Genomic DNA, 19,628 nt, shown 5'->3' with positions numbered 1-19,628 from the left:
GGCGTTTGCATGCCCGAGGCCGATCTTACCATCCATGTCTGCACCGTCTGCCGGCGCGTGCGCGAGGACCTCGCCGAAGGTTACGACCAGCCGGGACTCGGCCTTGCCACCGCGCTCGGCGAGCGGCTGGCCGGCAAGGCCGGGATCACCGTCGCGGCGGTCGAATGCCTCGCCGTCTGCAAGCGCCCTTGCACCGTCGCCTTCGCGGCGAACGGCAAATGGACCTATCTCGTCGGCGATCTCGACGCCGAGACCCATCTCGACGATATCGTCGGCGCGGCGGAGAGCTATGCCGCCAGCGCCAACGGCATCATTCCCTGGAAAGAGCGACCCATCCCCTTCCGCAAGGGCGTGGTCGCGCGCGTGCCGCCGCTGAGCCTGCGGGAACCGGGCCTGCGCGAACAAGGATCGACATCATGAATGCCTCCCTGGCCAAAGTGCCTTGCACCATCATCACCGGCTTCCTGGGCGCCGGAAAAACCACGCTGGTGCGCCATCTGCTCGAGAACGCCGGGGGCAAGCGCCTCGCCGTGCTCGTCAACGAATTCGGCGATCTCGGCTTCGACGGCTCCTTCCTTGCCGGCTGCGGCATCGAAGGCTGCACGGAAGAGGATGTGGTGGAGCTGCCCAATGGCTGCATCTGCTGCACGGTCGCCGATGATTTCGTGCCGGCGCTGGAAAAGCTGCTGAACCGCCCGAACCCGCCCGAGCACATCCTGATCGAAACCTCGGGCCTGGCTCTGCCCAAGCCCCTGGTGACGGCCTTCAACTGGCCGGCGATCCGCTCGCGCGTCACGGTCGATGGCGTCATCGCGGTGGTCGACGGGCCGGCGGTGGCCGAGGGTCAGTTCGCCGACGATCCCGAGGCAATGGCTGCTCAGGCCGCGCAGGATGCATCGGTCGAGCACGACAACCCGCTGGAGGAGGTCTTCGAGGACCAGATCCTCTGTGCCGACCTGATCCTGCTCAACAAGAGCGATCTCGTCGATGCAGAAGCCAGGGCCCGCGTCATCGCCGAGATCAGGGAGCATCTGCCCAAGGCGATCAAGATCGTCGAGACCTCGCATGGCAGGGTCGAGCCGGCGTTGATCGTGGGGCTGAACGCCGCCGCCGAGAGCGATCTCGCGGCGCGCCCCTCGCATCACGGCGAGGGCGAGGACCACGACCATGACGATTTCGACTCGGTCTCGCTGCCGCTGCCGGCCGGTCTCTCGCCCGAAACACTCTCAATCCGCATGACCAAGGCCGCCGAGGCCGAGGGTGTGCTGCGGCTGAAGGGCTTCACCGCCGTGCCGGGCAAGCCGATGCGCCTCGTCGTGCAGGGTGTCGGCCGCCGCGTCAGCCATCATTTCGACCGGGCCTGGGGCGCCGACGAGGCGCGCGACGGCCGGCTCGTCGTGATCGGCCTCAAGGGCTTCGACCGCACCGCCGTGGAGGCCGCGCTCGCGGGCTGAACACGCCATGCACCTTCTCCCGACCAGCGAGATCAGGCTCGACGACGGCGAAGACGCCGTCGACCTCGCCTTGCCGCCGGGAGATGTGCTGGTCCTGTCCTATGCCGACAGCGATCTCTCGGCGATCGCGGTCGCCGCCGGCATGACTGCCGGAGCAAGCGGGCTCGATGTCCGACTCGCTTCGCTCAGGCGGCTCAAGCACCCGCTTTCCGTCGACCTGCTGGTCGAGAAGACGGCGGCAAGGAGCCGTTTCGTGCTGGTGCGCTGTCTCGGCGGGCTGGACTATTGGCGTTACGGCGTCGAGCAGCTGACCGAGACCTGCCGGCGCGAAGGCATCGGGCTTGCCGTGCTGCCGGGCGACGACCGGCCGGATGCGCGCTTGGCGGAGCACGGCACCGTGCCGGCGGAGTTCGCGGCCGACTTGCTCGGCTATTTCCATGCCGGTGGCGGTGCCGAGAACATGCGGCGGTTGCTCGGGCGGATCGGGGATTATCTCGAAGGTCACGGCGCCCCCTCATCCGGCCCTTCGGGCCACCTTCTCCCGCCAGCGGAGAAGGGCGAGGCGGCGCCGGCTCTTTCCTTCTCCCCGCCCATCTCGGGCTTGCCCGAGATGGGCAACCCTGAGTGTCAAAGTCGGCAACAACCGACTTTGATGGGGAGAAGGTGGCAGCGCGAAGCGCTGACGGATGATGGCGCGCACGACCTTTCCGAAGTGCCTTCCCTTCCTCCTCTTCCGCTCCCCTCGCTCTTCGCGCTCGGCGCGGGCGCAACTCCCATCCCGTGGCGCGAGGCGCTCGCCGCCCTCCCCGCTGACGCTCCGCTCGTCCAAGTCCTGGTCTACCGCTCGGGCGTCAGCGCCGGCGACACGGCGATGGCCGAGGCGATCTCCACCGCCCTCGCCGCACGCGGCCACGCCCCGCTGATCCTGGCGCTCACCAGCCTGAAGGACCCCACTGTTGCGGCGGAACTCGCGGCGCTGATCGCCCTGCGCAAGCCCGCGCTGATCGTCACCACCACCGCCTTCTCGGCTCGCGAGGGCGGCGATTTCGTGCTCGACTCCGCAGATTGCCCGGTGCTGCAGGCCGTACCCGTCGGCAGCGCGCGCGAGGGCTGGAAGGCTTCGCCGCGCGGTTTGTCGGCCGTCGATCTCGCCATGCAGGTGGCGCTGCCCGAATTCGACGGCAGGCTCGGAACCATCCCCGTCGCGTTCAAGGCCGAGGTCACGGATGCCGCGACCGGCCTCGTCATCCGCCGCCTCCTGCCCGATCCCGAAGGCATCGCAGCACTGGCCGATCTCGCCGCCGGCTGGATCGCGCTCGCGGCCAAGTCAGTGGCCGAGCGCAAGCTCGCGCTGGTGATGTCGGACTATCCCGCACGTGGCGGCCGGACCGGTTTCGCAGTCGGGCTCGATACGCCTGCGAGCGTGGCTGCGATCTCGGAGCTGCTGGCGGAAGCGGGGTACGCTGTCGCCGCCCGTCAGTGCGAGGATGGGCCTGCGCTCATGACGGCGCTGACCACCGGCCCAGCCGGTTTCACCGTCCCGCTCGGCGCCTATCGTGCCTGGCTCGACGGCATTCCCGCGGCTGCCCGCGACGCACTCATCGCCGCCCATGGCGAGCCTGAGCCGGACGGCGGCAGCTTCCGCTTCCGCACCGTCCAGGCCGGCCATCTCACCATCGCGCTGCAGCCGCCACGCGATGCCACGCCCGACCGCAAGGCACGCTATCACGATCCGGACGCCCCGCCGGGCCATGCCTATCTCGCCTTCTATCTTGGCTTGCGCGCGACCCTGCGCATCGACGCGCTGATCCATCTCGGCACGCATGGCACCATGGAATGGCTGCCGGGCAAGGCGGTCGCGCTCTCGCCCTCCTGCTGGCCGCGCCTGATCACCCAGGGCCTGCCAGTGATCTATCCCTATGTGGTCGATGATCCCGGCGAAGCCGCGCCCGCCAAGCGCCGGTTGTCGGCGATCACGCTCGGCCATCTGCCGCCTGAACTCGCCGAGACCGGGGCCGGCGGCGAGGTGGCGCTGCTGCGCGATCTCGTCGAGGAGTTCTCGCAGGCGCAGGTGATGGATCCGCGCCGGGCCGAGATCGTCGCCCGTGAGATTCGCGAGCGGGCTGAAGCCAGCGGGCTCAGCGAGAGCTGTGGCGTCACGCCCGCCATGGAGATGAGCGAAGCGCTGACCCGGCTCGACGCGCAGCTCTGCGACATTGCCGAATTGCCCTTCCGCGACGGGCTGCACATTTTCGGGCAAGCGGCACACGACCCCGCCTCCTCCGAGGCCGAGCGGACAAATCTGCTGCGCGCGCTCGATGGCCGCTTCGTGCCGCCCGGTCCCGCCGGCTCGCCGCATCGCGGCCGGCCCGATGTGCTGCCGACCGGGCGCAACCTCTCGACGCTGGACCCGCGCGCGATCCCGACACGCGCTGCGGCAAGGCTGGGCGGTCTCGCCGCACAGGCCGTGATCGCGCGCCATCTGCAGGAGCATGGCGACCATCCACGCCGGATCGTGATGGATCTCTGGGCCTCGCCGACCCTGCGCTCCGGCGGCGAGGATATCGCGCATGCGCTCGCCCTGATGGGCGTCGAGCCGCTCTGGGACCATGCCTCGACGCGGGTGACGGGGTTTTCGATCATCCCGCAGGCGAAGCTGACGCATCCGCGCCTCGACGTGACGATCCGCATCTCCGGCGCCTTCCGCGACACGTTTCCGGGCCAGATCGCCCTGCTCGACGCGGCTGCGCGGGCGGTCGCATCCCTCGACGAACCCGACGACTGGAACGAGCCCGCCGCCGCGCGTCGCCGAGGTGAAGCAGGCGCGCGTATTTTCGGAGCCGCGCCCGGCCGCTATGGCGCGGCGATGGCCGACCGCGCCCTCGACGGCGACTGGACGACGCGCGACGAACTGGCCGAGGCCTATCTCGCCGCTTCCAGCCATGCCTATGGCGGGGCGGAGGGCGCGGCGACAGCGGATGCGGGTTTCGCGGAACGGATCAGGGAGGCGCAGGCCTTCATCCATGTCAGCGACACGGCCGGGCGCGACATCCTGGAAGCCTCGAGCGCGGCCGACGTCATCGGCGGGCTTGCGGCGGCGGCCAAATCACTCGGCGGCGATCCCGCGCTCTACAGTCTCGACTCCTCAAACCCCGAGGCGCCGAAGGCCCGCACCCTGGCTGAAGACATCGCCCGCATCGTCCATGGCCGCTTGACGCATCCGCGCTGGATCGCGGCGCAGCTCGCCCATGGCTGGCGCGGGGCGGCGGAACTGGCCGAGGCCGTCGACACGCTTTTCGTTTTCGCGGCGAGCACGGATGCCGTCGCGGATGGGCTGTTCGATGCCGTCTTCCAGGCCTATTGCGCGGATCCGGCGATCTGGAGCGCGCTGGAGACGGCAAACGCGCCGGCCGCCAACGCCATCCGCGCCCGGCTGAGCGATGCCGAGCGGCGCGGCCTGTGGACGAGCCGGCGCAATTCGGTCGCGGCCTTTCTCGCACGGGCTGCGGAATGAGCGCGCTCCCGCATGCATCTGTGCCCCCGGCGACGCTGCGGCGCGGCTGGTGCCCGAGCACGCTGAAGCCGATGGAGACCGGCGATGGCTGGCTGGTGCGGCTGCATCCGCCCGGAGCCGTGCTGACGCCCGCGCAGCTCATTCGCATCGCCGCCCTGGCGCGCGAACATGGCAACGGGCTGATCGAGATTTCCGCGCGCGGCAACATGCAGTTGCGCGGAGTGACGGCTCAGAGCCACCCGGCGCTGGTAGCCGCGCTGCTGGGCGAGCACCTCGTCGACGAGCATGGCGGCGACGGTCCGCAGCGCCTGACGCTGATCTCGCCATTGGCGGGAGACGGCGAGATGATCGATGCGGCCGCGCTGGCCGAGGCGATCGAAGCGCGCGGGCGGCTCGTTCCCGGCCTGCCCGCCAAATTTTCGATCATCGTCGATGGCGGAGGAGCGCTCGCGCTCGACTCCCTCGCCTGCGATCTGCGCCTCCTGGCGATCGCAACCGACCGCATCATCATCGGCCTACCTGACGCCTCATGGCGCGGCCCGATCGCAGTTGCCGATGTAGTCAAGGCCGTCGAGACGATGCTGCGTCGCTTCGCCGGGCATCACGCGCAGGCGCCGGAGGCGGTCCGCCGCCTGCGCGATCTGCCGCCCGAGGCGCTCGCCGCCCTCTGCGGCCTGCCCGAAACCGTTGCTCCACCGCCTCGCCCGGCCCCCCACCGTGCCGGCCGGTTCGCGCTCGGCAGCGGTAGCTTCGCCGCCATCGCCGCCCTGCCCTTCGGCCGCTGCGACGCCGCCACGCTGGAAGCCCTTGGGCACGCCGCCAGGGCGCAAGGCACGCGCGCCTTGCGCCTCTCGCCCTGGCGAGGCCTCGCCTGCCTCGGCCTGAGCGAAGCCTCTGCCCAGGCCTGGCTCGGCGAGGCCGACGGCTTGGGGCTGATCACGCGGGACGAGGATCCGCGCCTCTCGGTCCAGGCCTGCGCCGGCAAGCCGGCCTGCCTGCGGGCCGAAACCGAGGCCATGAGCGATGGTGCGCGGCTCGCCGAGGCGGCCGCGCCGCTCTTGGCCCGGGGCGTGAGCCTGCATGTCTCGGGCTGCGCCAAATCCTGCGCCCATCCGGGTGCCTCCGACCTCACTTTGGTCGGCCGGGGCGGGCACTACGACGTGGTTCTTAACGGCACGACGCGCGATCAGCCCGTCGCGACGCTTGACCTTTGCGGCATCCTGCGGCGTCTGCAGCCGGGACAGGATCTTTTCGCCCGCCTGAGTGCGGCGGCTTCAGGATATGAGAGTTTGAGCACGCGTTACGACTATATCCAGGATGGGGCCGCAATCTATAAGCGCTCCTTCGCGATCATCCGGGCCGAGGCCGATCTCTCGCGCTTTTCCGGCTCCGCCGCGCGCGTCGTGGTGCGGATGATCCACGCCTGCGGCATGACCGACCTGCCCGACGACGTCGAGATGTCCGAGGACTTCACGAATGCAGCCGAGGCGGCGCTGCGGGCCGGCGCGCCGATTCTCTGCGACGCCAAGATGGTCGCCAATGGCGTGACGCGGGCCCGCCTGCCGGCGCGCAACGAGGTGGTCTGCACGCTCGACGATGCGCGCACGCCCGGCCTTGCCGTCGAGTTGGGCACGACGCGTTCGGCCGCCGCGATGGAATTGTGGCGGCCACAGCTTGCCGGGGCGCTGGTGGTGATCGGCAATGCGCCGACCTCGCTGTTCCGGCTGCTGGAGATGCTCGATGCCGGCGCGCCCAGGCCCGCCGCCGTGATCGGCATTCCGGTCGGCTTCGTCGGCGCGGCGGAATCGAAGCAGGCCTTGGCTGGGGATGGCCGCGTGCCCTTCCTCGTCGTACATGGACGGCGCGGCGGCTCGGCGATGGCGGCAGCCGCCGTCAACGCGCTGGCGCAAGAAAAGGAATAAGCCGGTGACCTCAGAACCGGCCAATCCTGCTGCTGGAAAGACTCTGCTGTTCGGCGTCGGCCTCGGCCCCGGCGATCCGGACTACATGACCCTGCGCGCCCGCGATATCATCCTCAAGGCCGACCGGCTGGTGCATTTCTGCAAGCGCGGCCGGCGCGGCAATGCCCGCGTCACGGCCGACGCCATCGTTGCGCCCGATGCGGCACGCGAGATCGAGCTCGCCTTCCCCGTGACGATCGAAGCCCATGTCGGCGAGGCCGGTTATGACGAGCCGATCGCGACCTTCTACGAGGAAGCCGCCGCCCAGCTCGCGGCGGAGATGGAGGCAGGGCGGAGCGTCGCCGTGCTGTGCGACGGCGACCCGTTCTTCTACGGCTCCTTCATGCATCTGTGGCGGCGCCTCGCCCATCGCTTCCCGACCGAGGTCGTGCCCGGCGTCACCGGCATGGCCGGAGCCTGGGCCCGGGCGGGAGCGCCGATCACCTGGGGCGACGACATCATGACCGTGCTGCCGGGCACGCTCCCGGAAGCGGAGCTGACGCGCCGGCTGGTCGACACCGACGCCGCCGTGATCATGAAGCTCGGCCGCAACCTGCCGAAGGTGCGCCGTGCGCTGAGGACAGCGGGGCTGATCCACCGCGCGATCTATGTCGAGCGCGCCACCATGGCCGAACAGGTCGTGCTGAAGCTCGGCGACAAGCCCGATGACGAGGCGCCCTATTTCTCGATGGTGCTGGTGCCGGGCGAAGGGCGACGGCTGTGAGCGGCTCGCTAACCATCGTAGGCTTGGGCCCCGGCGAGGCGCATTGGCTGACGCCGGCCGCACAGGCCGCGCTCGATGCCGCCAGCGACCTCGTCGGCTACGGCCCCTATCTCGACCGCATCCCGGAGCGAGCCGGCCGGACCAAGCACGGCTCCGACAATCGCGTCGAGATCGCGCGCGCCGAGCATGCCTTGCGACTGGCGGCTGAAGGACGGACCGTCGCTGTCGTCTCCGGCGGCGATCCCGGCGTCTTCGCGATGGCGGCGGCCGTGTTCGAGGCGCTGGAGGCGGGCGATCCGACCTGGCGGGCGCTGACGATCACGGTCGAGCCCGGCATCACGGCGATGCTGGCGGCTGCGGCCAAGGCCGGCGCGCCGCTCGGCGGCGATTTCTGCGCGATCTCGCTCTCGGACAATCTCAAGCCCTGGGAGGTCGTCACGATGCGGCTCGAAGCCGTGCTGGCGGCCGATTTCGTGATCGCGCTCTACAACCCGATCTCGAGGGCGCGGCCCTGGCAGCTCGGCGCCGCGCTCGAGCTCGCGGCACGGCACCGCCCGGCGGCGACGCCGGTGATCTTCGCCCGCGCCGTCGGGCGGCCGGATGAGAATCTGCGCGTGCTGCCGCTATCGCAGGCTGTCGCGGCTGCCGCTTTCGCCGACATGGCCACCCTGGTGATGATCGGCGCGTCCTCGACGCGGCTGATCGCGCGGCCAGGCCAGGCCGCGATCGTCTATACGCCGCGTTCGGTGACGAAGAGCCCCTGCGCCACCAGCCAGGGCAGGATCTGATCGATATGCTCGACAACCTCGACATCCGGCTTCGGGGGCCGTTCGACCATGATCACCGGCAATGCGAGCCGGCGCGCGGCGATAAGCTTGCCGGCCGTGGCGTCACCGCCCGAATTCTTGGTGACGAGGATCTCGACACCCTCGCGGCGCATCAGATCCTCTTCGTCATCGGCATGGAAGGGCCCGCGCTGCTGGATCACGGTGACGTCGTGCAGCGGCAGGCGGTCGCCGATCGGCTCGATGACCCGGACCAGATAGCGATGGCGCGGCGCGTCGGCGAAGACCGGAAGTTCGAGGCGGCCGACGGTCAGGAAGACGCGCTTCGGCTCGTTCCCCAAGGCCTCGACCGCGCCCTGCATGTCGAGCACGGAGCGCCAGCGATCGCCGGGGCGCGGTACCCAGGGCTTGCGGCGGATCGCGATCAGCGGCACGCCTTCGGCCTTGCAGGCGGCCTGCGCATGGAATGGCATGATCGCGGCAAAGGGATGCGTCGCATCGACGACCGCGATGATCCGCTCATCGACGAGATAGCGGCGCAAGCCGTCAATGCCGCCGAACCCGCCGACGCGGACGGGGAGATTCAACGGCCTGGGATCGGCAGTATGTCCGGCCAGGGAGATGATGGCGCGAATTTCGGGAGCCTGCTCAGCCAGATGCTGATCAAGTGCTGCCGCTTCGCTCGTGCCACCGAGGATGAGGACGGTCATGTCGGCATTTTTGCCTGAAACGGCCGGGCTGTCGAGCGTGGAGACGCCGCCGCCCTGGCTGACGCTCGTCGGCCTGGGTGAAGACGGCCGCGCCGGCCTGTCGTCGGACGCAATTGCCGCGATCGAGAACGCCGAGATCGTCTTCGGCGGCGAGCGCCATCTTGCCCTGATCGGCTCGGTTCCCGGCGAGGCGCGGGCTTGGCCGCAGCCCTTCCGCAATGCGCTGCCGGCGATCCTGGCCGAGCGTGGCCGCAAGGTCTGCGTACTGGCGACCAGCGACCCGTTCCATTACGGCATCGGCGCCGGCCTCGCCCGCGCGGTGCCGGCCCATGAGATGCTGGTGATCCCGCAAATCTCGTCCTTCGCCATGGCCTGCACGCGCATGCGCTGGCCGCAGGAGGAGTGCGCCTTGGTTTCGCTGCATGGGCGGGCCCTGCAGCGCATCATCCCGCATCTGCAGCCGAATGCGCGCATTCTGGCGCTGTCATGGGACGCCTCGACGCCGGGAGCCGTCGCCAGCCTGCTGACCGAGCGGGGACTGGGCGCGAGCCGGCTCGTGGTGCTGGAATCGCTCGGCGGGCCGCAGGAGCGCATCCGCGCGACCCGCGCCGACGCTTTCGCACTCGACGGCATCGTGCCGCTCAACATGATCGCCGTGACGGTGGCGACTGCGCCCGATGCCCGCATCCTGCCGCTGGCACCGGGGCTGGACGAAGACTGGTTCGCCCATGACGGGCAGATCACCAAGGCCGATATCCGCGCCATCACGCTCGCCGCGCTCAGCCCTCGCGCCGGCCAACTGCTCTGGGATGTCGGGGCGGGCTCGGGCTCGGTCTCGCTGGAATGGTGCCTGCGCCATCCCCGCAATCGCGCCGTCGCCTTCGAGGAAAGGCCGGAGCGCGCCCAGCGGATCGCCCATAACCGCGTCGCACTCGGCGCTCTGCCGGTCGAGATCCTCGGCGCCGCACCGGCCGCCTTCGCCGGGCGCAAGCCTCCGGACGCCGTCTTCATCGGCGGCGGCGTCGGGGATGACGGCGTGTTCGAGCAGGCCTATGCCGCGCTGAAATCCGGCGGGCGGCTCGTCGCCAATGTCGTGACGCTGGAAGGCGAAGCACGATTGGCGGCGCTGTTTGCAGCCCATGGCGGCAGCTTGCGGCGCATCGGGCTTGCCCATCTCGACACGATCGGAACCCTGCATGGCTGGCGCCCGGCCATGCCGGTGACGCAATGGCGGGTGGTGAAGCCGTGAATCGCGGCCGCCTCATCGCCGGCATAGGCCTGCGCCCCGGTACGAGCGAGGCCGATATCCGCGCCTGTCTCGATCATGCGCTGGCGACTGCGGGCCTCGCCGGGGAGCTCATCCCACGTTTCGCGACGCTCGCGGCGCGCAGCGCCGAGCCGGGGCTGCTGGCACTGGTGAAGGAGCGCGATGCCGAACTCGTCGCCATTCCCGACGAGGCGCTGAAAGGCTTCGAAGCGGCCTGCGCGACGCGCTCCACGCGGATCGCCTCGCTCTATGGCGTCGGCTCGGTGGCGGAGGCCGCCGCGCTGGCCGCAGCAGGTCCCGGCAGCGTCCTGGTGCAATCGCGCATCGCGACCGCCCGCGTCACCTGCGCCCTGGCGAGGAGCGCCTCATGACCGTGCATTTCATCGGCGCCGGCCCCGGCGCGCCCGATCTCATCACATTGCGAGGCCGCGACCTGATCGCAGCCTGCCCGGTGTGCCTCTATGCCGGCTCGCTGATCCCCAGGGCGATGCTCGACTGGTGCCCGAAGGGTGCCCGCATCATCGACACCGCCCCGCTCGACCTCGACGCCATCATCGCGGAGATGGCAGGCGCCCATCTTGCCGGGCAGGACGTGGCCCGGCTGCATTCAGGCGACCTCTCGATCTGGAGCGCCTGCGGAGAGCAGATGCGCCGGCTCGACGCGCTCGCCATCCCCTATAGCGTGACGCCGGGCGTGCCGGCCTTCGCGGCGGCCGCCGCGAGCCTGAAGCGCGAACTGACGCTGCCGGGCATCGCGCAATCGCTGGTTCTCACCCGCACCTCGGGCCGAGCCTCGGCGATGCCCGAACGGGAAAAGCTCGCGACTTTCGCGGCATCGGGCGCGACGCTGGCGATCCATCTTTCGATCCATGTCATCGATCAGGTGGTAGCGGAACTCACGCCCTTCTACGGCGCCAAATGTCCTGTCGCGATCGTGTTCCGGGCGTCCTGGCCCGATGAACGCGTGCTGCGCGGGACGCTGGCTGCGATTGCCGAGCAGGTCCGATCCGCGGGGCTGGAGCGCACCGCGCTGATCCTGGTCGGACCGGCTTTGGGCGCGGAGGATTTCGGCGAGAGTGCGCTTTACGCGACGGGTTACGATCGACGGTTCCGGCCGGGGGGCGGTATATGAAAACCGCGCCTTCACCCCACCTTGCGGAACGGCGTGCGGGCCGCCAGCCCGCCCTCGCGATCGAACACCGCGATCTCCAGTTCGGCGTCGGCCACGCCGAGCGATTGGGCGGCGTTCGTCCAGGCATGGGCCGCGACGACATCGGCGAGCTTCAGGCCCACGCGCTGCGCACGTTGCAGCACCTCCAGCGCCGTATTGGCCTGCGGCACCCAGGCGGCCAGCGCCTCCTCGCCGCCAGCCTCTCGCACCCGCTCGGAGAGCCAGGCGAAATCGACCGGACCGGCGCGGGAATGCAGATCGAGCATGCCTTGCCCGAGCTTGACCATCTTGGCGAAACCGCCCGCCACCGTGACGCGCTGGACGGGATGCTTGCGCAAATATTTCAGCATGCCCCCGGCGAAATCGCCCATGTCGATCAGGGCCTGCTCGCCCAGCCCATGCAGGCGCTGGATCGCGGCCTCGGAGGTCGCGCCAGTCGCGCCCGCAACATGGGTCAGCCCCGCTGCGCGGGCGACATCGATGCCGCGATGGATCGAATGGATCCAGGCGGCGCAGGAAAACGGAATCACGATGCCGGTCGTGCCCAGGATCGAGAGACCGCCGACGATACCCAGGCGCGGGTTCATGGTTTTCTGCGCGATCGCCTCGCCGCCGGGGATGGAGAGCGTGACCGTGACGTCGCGCGGGCCGCCGGTCGAAGCCTGGGCGTCGGCCAGTGCCTGCCGGATCATCTCGCGCGGCATCGGGTTGATCGCGGGCTCGCCCACGGCCAGGGGCAGGCCGGGCAAGGTGACGGTGCCGACGCCTTCTCCGGCATGGAAGACGATGCCGGCGCCGGCGGCGGCCGGGCCAACCCGCGCGATCACGGTCGCGCCATGAGTCACGTCGGGGTCGTCGCCCGCATCCTTGACGATGCCGGCTTGCGCCCCCTCGACGAGCAATCCATGCCGCGCCAAAGCGAAGGCCGGGCGCTGGCCGCCGGGCAGGGTGATCTCGACGGGATCGGGGAAGTCATGCGTGACCCAGCCGATATAGGCGGATTTGGCGGCAGCAGCCGCGCAGGCTCCCGTCGTCCAGCCGCGCCGCAAAGGGCCTTTTGGCATCTCGTCCATGAACGCCTGCATAGCGCAGGCGTAGGCGTGCGTCAGCGGCGGGAGACATCAGCTTTGCAAGGAGCCTGCCCATGACCGCGCGCGGCCTGATCATCGCCGCGCCGCGCTCCGGCTCGGGCAAGACCACGATCACGCTCGGGCTGCAGCGCGCTCTGGTGCGGCGCGGGCTGATCGTGCGCGGGCTGAAATGCGGACCGGACTATATCGATCCGGCCTTCCATGCCGCTGCGACCGGAGCGCCCAGCGCCAATCTCGATTCCTACGCCATGCCCGACGCCTTGCTGCGCCAGATCGCAAGGGATGCGGCAGGTCGCGCCGACATCGTCGTCGCGGAAGGCTCGATGGGCCTGTTCGACGGCGTGCCGGGCGAGGCGGGACACACTGGCGCCAGCGCCGACATCGCAGCAGCGATGGGCTGGCCGGTGGTGCTCGTCATCGACGTCTCCGGCCAGGCGCAATCGGCCGCCGCGATCGCGCTCGGCTGCATGCATTACGATCCGCGCATCACCATCGCCGGCGTCATCCTCAACAAGGTCGCGAGCGAGCGCCACCGGCGGCTCGTCGGCCAGGGCATGGCGCGCATCGGCCTGCCCGTGCTCGGCGCCTTGCCGCGCGAAGCCAGCCTGATCCTGCCCGAGCGGCATCTCGGATTGGTACAGGCCGGCGAAACCGAAGACCTGTTCGCCCGGCTCGATGCGCTGGCGGACGCGATCTCGGCTGCAGTCGATCTCGACGCGGTGCTCGCTGCTGCCGGGACGACGACGATCGCCGCGCCGCTCGCGCCCGCCCTTGCCCCGCCCGCGCCTGCCCTGCCAGCGCCGGGCCGGCGCATCGCCCTTGCACGCGACGCCGCCTTCAGCTTCGTCTACCCGCATGTCGAAGCCGGCTGGCGCGCGGCGGGGGCCGAGCTCCTGCCGTTCTCACCACTCGCCAACGAGCCGCCGCCCGAGGATTGCGACGCCTGCTGGCTGCCAGGCGGCTATCCCGAGCTGCATGCGGAGCGGATCGCGGGCGCAGCGCGCTTCCTCGACGGCTTGCGCAGCTTCGCGCAGACGCGACCGGTCCATGGCGAGTGCGGCGGCTATATGGTGCTGGGGCGCTCATTGGTCGATGCCGAGGGTGTCACTCACGCCATGGCCGGACTGCTCGGCGTCGAGACCAGCTTCGCCAGGCGCAAGATGAATCTGGGCTACCGCCGCGCCGTCCTCCAGGCAGACGGGCCGCTGGGGCACGCCGGCCAGGCGCTCACGGGCCACGAGTTCCACTACGCCACGATCGTCGCGGCCGGAGACGATGCGCCCTTCGCCATGGTCACCGATCCGCATGGCTCGGCGCCCGCCCCCGCCGGCAGCCGACGCGGCCATGTCACCGGCTCGTTCTTCCACGCGATCGCGTTGGCGCCGTGAGCGCGCCGCCGGTCTTCGACGCAGGTTTCGCGCAGCAATTCGCCGCGCTCCTGGCATGGCGGCGCGATGTCCGGCGGTTCCGGCGCGAGCCGCTGCCCGACGAGCTGATCGACAGGCTCCTGGCGCAGGCCGAGCTTTCGCCCTCGGTCGGCCATTCCCAACCCTGGCGCTGGGTCCGGGTGCGCGACGAGGCGCAGCGCGAGACGGCGCGGAACAGTTTCCAGCGCTGCAATGCCGATGCGCTCGGTGACTATGAGGGCGAGCGGGCGCGGCTCTATGCCAGCCTCAAGCTCGAAGGCATGCGCGAGGCGCCCGAGCAGATCGCGGTGTTCTGCGACCATGGCACCCAGCAAGGCCATGGGCTTGGGCGCCGGACCATGCCCGAGATGCTGGATTATTCCGTCGTCGCCGCAATCACGCAGTTCTGGCTCGCGGCGCGGGTCGCGGGCGTGGGCGTCGGCTGGGTCTCGATCCTGGAGCCCGACGCCGTGCGCGAGGCGCTCAATGCGCCGCCGGAGTGGAAGCTGATCGCCTGGCTCTGCATCGGCTGGCCGGAGGAGGAGAGCGACGTGCCCGAGCTCGTGCGGGTGGGCTGGGAGAGCGGGCGGTAGAGCGCGCGGTCATCCCGCGCGCGCTGCGGCACGACGTACTGCTGCGCAGATGCGGGACCGCGAGAGGAGAAGGAGCCTCTTTCTGAGAGCGATCCCGTGTCTGCGCCGCGGCATTGCATGCCGCAGCGCGCACGGGATGACACCCATCCTTAAAGCGCCACCTTGAACGCCGCTTCCGTCTTGCTGGTGATCTCCTCCAGCGTGACGCCCTCGGCCAGTTCGATCAGGCTCATGCCGCCGCCATTCTCGTCGATCGTGAAGACGCCGAGATCGGTGATCACCATGTCGACCACGCCGGCCCCGGTCAGCGGCAGGTCGCAAGCCTTGAGCAGCTTGGCCGATTCCGAGCCGTCCTTGTTCTTGGCGACATGCTCCATCACCACGACGACCTTCTTGACGCCGGCGACGAGGTCCATGGCGCCGCCCATGCCCTTCACCACCTTGCCGGGGATCATCCAGTTGGCGAGGTCGCCATTCTGGGCGACCTGCATGGCCCCCAGGATCGAGAGGTCGATATGGCCGCCGCGGATCATGCCGAAGGAGTCGGCGGAGGAGAAATAGCTCGTCGTCGGGAGTTCGGTGATGGTCTGCTTGCCGGCGTTGATCAGGTCGGGATCCTCGTCGCCCTCATAGGGGAAGGGGCCCATGCCGAGCATGCCGTTCTCGGACTGGAGCTGAACCGAAACCCCCTCTGGGATGTAGTTCGAGACCAGCGTCGGAATACCGATGCCGAGATTGACGTAGTAGCCGTCCTTGAGTTCCTTCGCGGCGCGGGCTGCGATCTGTTCACGGGTCCAGGGCATGTCTCGAACTCCTTAAGCCGCGCGCTTGCGGGTGGTGCGCTGCTCGATGCGCTTGGCCGCATTGGTGACGTGGACGATGCGCTTCACGAAGATGCCCGGCGTATGCATGTGATCGGGATCGATCTCGCCCGCCGGGACGAGATGCTCGACCTGCGCGATGGTCAGCCGCGAGGCCGAGGCCATCATCGGATTGAAGTTGCGCGCCGTCTTCCGGTAGACGAGATTGCCTTCGGTATCGCCCTTCCAGGCATGGATCAGCGAGATGTCGGCGAAGAGGCCGCGCTCCATGATGTAGCGCTCGCCGTCGAAAACCCGCTCCTCCTTGCCTTCCGCGACCAGCGTGCCGACGCCGGTCTTGGTGAAGAAGGCCGGAATGCCCGCTCCGCCGGCGCGGATGCGCTCGGCCAGCGTGCCCTGCGGGGTGAATTCGAGCTCGAGTTCACCGGCGAGGAACTGCTGGGCGAAGAGTTTGTTCTCGCCGACATAAGACGAGATCATCTTCTTGATCTGCCGGGTCTCGAGCAGGATGCCGAGGCCCGCGCCGTCGATGCCGGCGTTGTTGGAGATGAAGGTCAGGTCCTTGGCGCCGCTCTCGCGCACCGCCTCGATCAGGATATCGGGAATGCCGCAAAGGCCGAAGCCGCCGGCCATGAGGGTCATGCCGTCCTTGATGGCGCCGGCGAGAGCCGCCTTGGCGTCAGGAAAAACCTTCTTCGACATCGCGTTGCCTTTGCCGCTGGAATGACTGGCCGGAGGGCTTGCTAAGCACTAGCCGAGCGCGAGGGGCGGTTGCAACATGAGGTAGACTAAAGGCGCGCAGCCCCCCTCCCAAAAGGAGGGGGGCTGCGCGTCGCATTGCCGGCCTCACGACGCCGGACAGGCCGCGCCGCTATCCGCCCAGGCCTGCATCAACGCGCCGAACTGGGCGTTGGTGCCCGGCGCCGGCTCGCGGCCGGGGCCTGGATTCCAGCCCCAGAGCACCAGCGTGTCGGTGGTGACGTGCTTGACGATGGCCGCGAGGTCGCGGCCGCCATTACGGCTCTGGTCCTTGAGCTGCAGGCAGATCTGGCCCAGCGTCTTGCCCTCCCAGGCCATCGAGGCCGGGGCGAGCGCCCAGTGCCCGTCGCCGGGCATGCGGGCGGGATCGTAGTTCTGCTTGCCGTGGCAGGTGGCGCATTCCAGGCCCGGCGCGCCATGGCCGTCCTTGCCGCGGACCACCACGGGCTGGTGCAGGCGGCGCGCATCGGTCTGGCGCGGGCGCTCCGTCGCCGGATGGCAGTTCATGCAGCGCGGATGCGTCAGCACCTTGCCGATCTCGCCAAACAGCGCGGCCGAGCGCGCCTGCTGGTTGGGGATGCTCGAGAAGCTCGCGGCATCCTGCAGGGGCGGGCCGCGACGCTGCGGCGCGGATTGGGCGAAGGTCAGCGCCGTGCCGCCGAGGCCGAGCGCCAGCGCCGCGGCGCTCGCGAGGAGGAGAGGCCGCATCAGACCGTTCCTCCAACCATCGGCAATTGCCGGGGCCGGACCTGCCCCAATCGCGCCAAGGCATTGGCCACCGCCGGCCCGATCGGCGGAACGCCGGGCTCGCCGACGCCGGTCGGCTTCTCCGTCGAGGCGATGATCGTGACCTCGACCGCCGGCATCTCGTGGATACGCAGCGAGCGGTAGCTGTCGAAATTCGTCTGCACCGGCTTGCCGGCATCGAGCGTGATCTCGCCATAGAGCGCATGACCGATGCCGAAGCCGATGCCACCCTCCATCTGGGCGCGGATGACGTCGGGATTGACCGCGACGCCGCAATCGACCGCGCACCAGACCTTGTGGACCTTGGGCTCGCCATCGCTCCCGAGCGAGACCTCGGCGATCTGGGCGACGAAGGAGCCGAAGCTCTCGACCACCGCGACGCCACGCGCCCTGCCCTCGACGGAGTTGGGTCCGTTCCATTTGGCGAGCTCGGCCACCGCCTTGAGCACGCCCATCGCGCGCGGCTCCTTGCCCATCATGGCAAGCCGGCCCGCGACCGGGTCCAGCCCGGCAGCCTGCAGCAATTCGTCGACGAAGCATTCGACCGCATAGGCCGTGTGGGTGTGGCCGACCGAGCGCCACCACAAGGTCGGCACGCCGACCTTGGCGGTGTGCACCTCGCAGGCGAAATCGGCGATGTCGTAAGGCAGTTCGTTGGCGCCCTCGACCATGGTCGAATCGATGCCGTTCTTCACCACCATCGCCTCGAAGGGCGTGCCGAGGAAGAAGGACTGGCCGACGATGCTGTCGGTCCAGGCCGCGATCTTGCCGTCCTTCACCGCGCCACGCAGCTTGTGCAGGAAGAGCGGGCGGTAATAGCCGCCGGTGAGATCGTCCTCGCGCGTCCAGACAAGCTTGACCGGGCGGTTGGGGCCGATCGCCTTGGCGACCATGGCGAGCTCGGCCGCCAGATGCTGGCTGACCTGGGCGCGGCGGCCGAAGGAGCCGCCCGCCAGCATGGTCTCGAGCCTGACCTTGTCCTGGGGCAAGCCCAGCACGGCCGCGATGGTGGCGTGTTCGGTCGTCTGGAACTGGCTGCCGAAGCGGGCGAGCGCCTGGGTTCCGTCCCATTCGAGATAGCCGTCGAGCGGCTCCATCGGCGCATGCGCCAGATAGGGGAAGACGAACTCCGCCTCGACCACCGTGTCGGCCTTGGCGAGCACGGCTTCGGCATCGCCATGCTTGCCGACGACGGTGCCCGGCGTGCGCGCCAGCGCCCGGTATTCGGCGATGAGCTCGCGGCTGCCGCGCTTCTCGGCGGCGCTCTCGTCCCAGGAGACCTTCAGCGCCTCGCGTCCCTTGATCGCGGGCCACATGCCCGTGGCATAGACTGCGACACCGGAGCCGATCGGCTTGACGTCGACCACACCCTTGACCTTCAGCGTCTCGGCAGCGTCGAAGCTCGCCATCTTGCCGCCGAAGCGCGGCGGGCGGGCGACGACGACCGTCAGCATGCCCGGCGTATGGATGTCGATGGTGAACTGGGCCTTGCCACGCGCCTTGTCGGCGCTGTCGAGGCGCTTGACCGCGCCTTCCCTGCCGATCAGGCGGAAATTCGCCGGCTGCTTCAGCGACACGGTCTCGGGCACGGGCAGCTTGGAAGCGGCCCCGGCGAACTCACCGAAGCGGCCCTGCTTGCCTGTGGGATGCTTGAGCACGCCCGCCTCGACGGTGATCTCACCAGCCGGGACCTTCCAGGCCTCGGCTGCCGCCTGCACCAGCATGGCGCGCGCCGTCGCGCCGGCCTTGCGCATCTGCTCGAAGGAATTGGCGATGGCCGAGGAACCGCCGGTGCCCTGCACGCCGAAGAGGAGGTTGGCGTAGAGCTTGACGTCGGCCGGCGCATGCTCGGCGCGCATTTGGCCCCAATCGGCGTCCATCTCCTCGGCGACGAGCGTGGTGAGGCCGGTGAACGGCCCCTGGCCGAACTCGATATGCTTGATCAGGACGGTGACCGTGTCGTCGGCGGCGACGCGGACGAAGGCGTTGGGCGCGAGGACGGCTGCGCCGCCCGCGGGGCGCGCGGATTGCGCCCTGGCAACCTCAGGCAGATGCAGCCCGATGACGAGAGCGCCGGCCCCGGCCAGGAGCGCGCGGCGCGAGAGAGCGATGTCGTGAGCGGTCATGATCAGACCTCCAGCGAGCGGGCGGCGCTATGGATCGCGGCGCGGATGCGGGCATAGGTCGCGCAGCGGCAGATATTGCCGTTCATGGCGAGATCGATGTCCTGGTCGGTCGGCTTCTTGTTCTCCTTGAGCAGGGCGACCGCGCTCATCACCTGGCCCGACTGGCAATAGCCGCATTGCGGCACGTCGCCGGCGGTCCAGGCGGCCTGGACGGCTTCGGCCTCGCGGCCGGAGATCGCCTCGATCGTGGTGATTTCGGCGCCGGCCACGGCGGAGACCGGCGTCACGCAGGAGCGCAGCGGCTTGCCGTCGAGATAGACGGTGCAGGCGCCGCATTGCGCGACGCCGCAGCCGAATTTGGTGCCGGTGAGGCCGAGATTGTCGCGCAGCGCCCACAGCAGGGGCGTGTCGTCGTCGATATCGACGCTATGCGTCGTTCCGTTGACCTTGAATGTATGGGCCATGGCTGCCTCGCGGATGGCATGAACTCAGGAAAGAC

The 19,628-nt window shown here is 69.6% G+C and carries 18 protein-coding genes and 1 pseudogene; 12 read left to right on the top strand and 7 right to left on the bottom strand.

Features of this window, described 5'->3' with window-relative positions:
- The first annotated feature begins 9 nt into the window (after nucleotides 1–9).
- The 7 genes and pseudogenes from CYD53_RS08855 (at nucleotide 10) to cobJ (ending at nucleotide 8,441) form a co-directional block, all read left to right on the top strand.
- On the top strand, nucleotides 10–420 hold the full coding sequence (locus CYD53_RS08855) for a DUF1636 family protein (protein WP_103717703.1): 411 nt from the start codon (nucleotides 10–12) through the stop codon (nucleotides 418–420).
- A complete protein-coding gene (gene cobW, locus CYD53_RS08850) occupies nucleotides 417–1,454 on the top strand; it encodes a cobalamin biosynthesis protein CobW (protein WP_103717702.1) in 1,038 nt (345 codons plus the stop codon). The genes CYD53_RS08855 and cobW overlap by 4 nt, the downstream gene beginning before the upstream one ends.
- A 7-nt stretch (nucleotides 1,455–1,461) precedes the next feature.
- Nucleotides 1,462–4,968: a cobaltochelatase subunit CobN gene (locus CYD53_RS08845; protein ID WP_245928150.1), complete on the top strand. Its 3,507-nt coding sequence runs from the start codon at nucleotides 1,462–1,464 to the stop codon at nucleotides 4,966–4,968.
- Nucleotides 4,965–6,104, top strand: a pseudogene (gene cobG, locus CYD53_RS30670) (precorrin-3B synthase); the annotation flags it as partial. The gene CYD53_RS08845 and the pseudogene cobG, both read left to right, overlap by 4 nt.
- 153 nt (nucleotides 6,105–6,257) lie before the next feature.
- Complete coding sequence (locus CYD53_RS30665) at nucleotides 6,258–6,890, top strand: precorrin-8X methylmutase (RefSeq protein WP_245928171.1); 633 nt, start codon at nucleotides 6,258–6,260, stop codon at nucleotides 6,888–6,890.
- An 85-nt stretch (nucleotides 6,891–6,975) separates the two neighbouring features.
- A complete protein-coding gene (locus tag CYD53_RS08835) occupies nucleotides 6,976–7,653 on the top strand; it encodes a precorrin-2 C(20)-methyltransferase (RefSeq protein WP_245928170.1) in 678 nt (225 codons plus the stop codon).
- Nucleotides 7,650–8,441 carry a precorrin-3B C(17)-methyltransferase gene (gene cobJ, locus CYD53_RS08830; protein WP_103717699.1) on the top strand — a complete coding sequence of 264 codons (792 nt, stop codon included), beginning with the start codon at nucleotides 7,650–7,652 and terminating at the stop codon, nucleotides 8,439–8,441. Before CYD53_RS08835 ends, cobJ begins: the two co-directional genes overlap by 4 nt.
- Here cobJ and CYD53_RS08825 read toward each other — a convergent pair.
- The gene (locus CYD53_RS08825) at nucleotides 8,384–9,148 is read right to left on the bottom strand and encodes a cobalt-precorrin-6A reductase (RefSeq protein ID WP_103717698.1); all 765 of its coding nucleotides are present in this window, start codon (nucleotides 9,146–9,148) and stop codon (nucleotides 8,384–8,386) included. The two genes, cobJ and CYD53_RS08825, sit on opposite strands and share 58 nt — an antisense overlap.
- Here CYD53_RS08825 and cbiE point away from each other — a divergent pair.
- The 3 genes from cbiE to cobM are packed head-to-tail and all read left to right on the top strand — an operon-like array spanning nucleotide 9,147 to nucleotide 11,547.
- On the top strand, nucleotides 9,147–10,397 hold the full coding sequence (gene cbiE, locus CYD53_RS08820) for a precorrin-6y C5,15-methyltransferase (decarboxylating) subunit CbiE (RefSeq protein WP_103717697.1): 1,251 nt from the start codon (nucleotides 9,147–9,149) through the stop codon (nucleotides 10,395–10,397). The genes CYD53_RS08825 and cbiE overlap by 2 nt on opposite strands.
- Nucleotides 10,394–10,786 (top strand): cobalamin biosynthesis protein, encoded by a 393-nt coding sequence (locus CYD53_RS08815; RefSeq protein ID WP_181011768.1) that lies wholly within the window; start codon nucleotides 10,394–10,396, stop codon nucleotides 10,784–10,786. The genes cbiE and CYD53_RS08815 overlap by 4 nt, the downstream gene beginning before the upstream one ends.
- Nucleotides 10,783–11,547, top strand: coding sequence for a precorrin-4 C(11)-methyltransferase (gene cobM, locus CYD53_RS08810; protein WP_103717695.1), 765 nt, complete (start codon nucleotides 10,783–10,785; stop codon nucleotides 11,545–11,547). The genes CYD53_RS08815 and cobM overlap by 4 nt, the downstream gene beginning before the upstream one ends.
- Nucleotides 11,548–11,558: 11 nt before the next feature.
- Here cobM and CYD53_RS08805 read toward each other — a convergent pair whose 3' ends face one another.
- Nucleotides 11,559–12,659 (bottom strand): cobalt-precorrin-5B (C(1))-methyltransferase, encoded by a 1,101-nt coding sequence (locus CYD53_RS08805; protein WP_103717947.1) that lies wholly within the window; start codon nucleotides 12,657–12,659, stop codon nucleotides 11,559–11,561.
- Nucleotides 12,660–12,730: 71 nt separating this feature from the next.
- On the opposite strand from CYD53_RS08805, the gene CYD53_RS08800 reads away from it, so the two are divergent.
- Together CYD53_RS08800 and bluB are read left to right on the top strand one after the other, a co-directional pair.
- A complete protein-coding gene (locus CYD53_RS08800; protein WP_103717694.1) occupies nucleotides 12,731–14,065 on the top strand; it encodes a cobyrinate a,c-diamide synthase in 1,335 nt (444 codons plus the stop codon).
- Nucleotides 14,062–14,676 (top strand): 5,6-dimethylbenzimidazole synthase, encoded by a 615-nt coding sequence (gene bluB, locus CYD53_RS08795; protein WP_103717693.1) that lies wholly within the window; start codon nucleotides 14,062–14,064, stop codon nucleotides 14,674–14,676. Before CYD53_RS08800 ends, bluB begins: the two co-directional genes overlap by 4 nt.
- 149 nt (nucleotides 14,677–14,825) lie before the next feature.
- Here bluB and CYD53_RS08790 read toward each other — a convergent pair whose 3' ends face one another.
- From CYD53_RS08790 to CYD53_RS08770, 5 genes are all read right to left on the bottom strand, one after another.
- A complete protein-coding gene (locus CYD53_RS08790) occupies nucleotides 14,826–15,479 on the bottom strand; it encodes a 3-oxoacid CoA-transferase subunit B (protein ID WP_069689839.1) in 654 nt (217 codons plus the stop codon).
- Nucleotides 15,480–15,491: 12 nt separating this feature from the next.
- Nucleotides 15,492–16,199 carry a CoA transferase subunit A gene (locus tag CYD53_RS08785; RefSeq protein WP_103717692.1) on the bottom strand — a complete coding sequence of 236 codons (708 nt, stop codon included), beginning with the start codon at nucleotides 16,197–16,199 and terminating at the stop codon, nucleotides 15,492–15,494.
- Nucleotides 16,200–16,343: 144 nt separating this feature from the next.
- Nucleotides 16,344–16,964, bottom strand: a complete 621-nt coding sequence (locus tag CYD53_RS08780) for an Isoquinoline 1-oxidoreductase subunit (RefSeq protein ID WP_210202311.1) — start codon at nucleotides 16,962–16,964, stop codon at nucleotides 16,344–16,346.
- The gene (locus tag CYD53_RS08775) at nucleotides 16,964–19,129 is read right to left on the bottom strand and encodes a xanthine dehydrogenase family protein molybdopterin-binding subunit (RefSeq protein WP_103717691.1); all 2,166 of its coding nucleotides are present in this window, start codon (nucleotides 19,127–19,129) and stop codon (nucleotides 16,964–16,966) included. The genes CYD53_RS08780 and CYD53_RS08775 overlap by 1 nt, the downstream gene beginning before the upstream one ends.
- Nucleotides 19,130–19,131: 2 nt before the next feature.
- Nucleotides 19,132–19,593, bottom strand: a complete 462-nt coding sequence (locus CYD53_RS08770) for a (2Fe-2S)-binding protein (protein ID WP_103717690.1) — start codon at nucleotides 19,591–19,593, stop codon at nucleotides 19,132–19,134.
- Between the last annotated feature and the right edge of the window lie 35 nt (nucleotides 19,594–19,628).

The organism is Allobosea psychrotolerans (assembly GCF_002917105.1).
GTDB classification, from domain to species: Bacteria; Pseudomonadota; Alphaproteobacteria; order Rhizobiales; family Beijerinckiaceae; genus Allobosea; species Allobosea psychrotolerans.
This window is presented reverse-complemented; position numbering and strand designations above follow the sequence as displayed.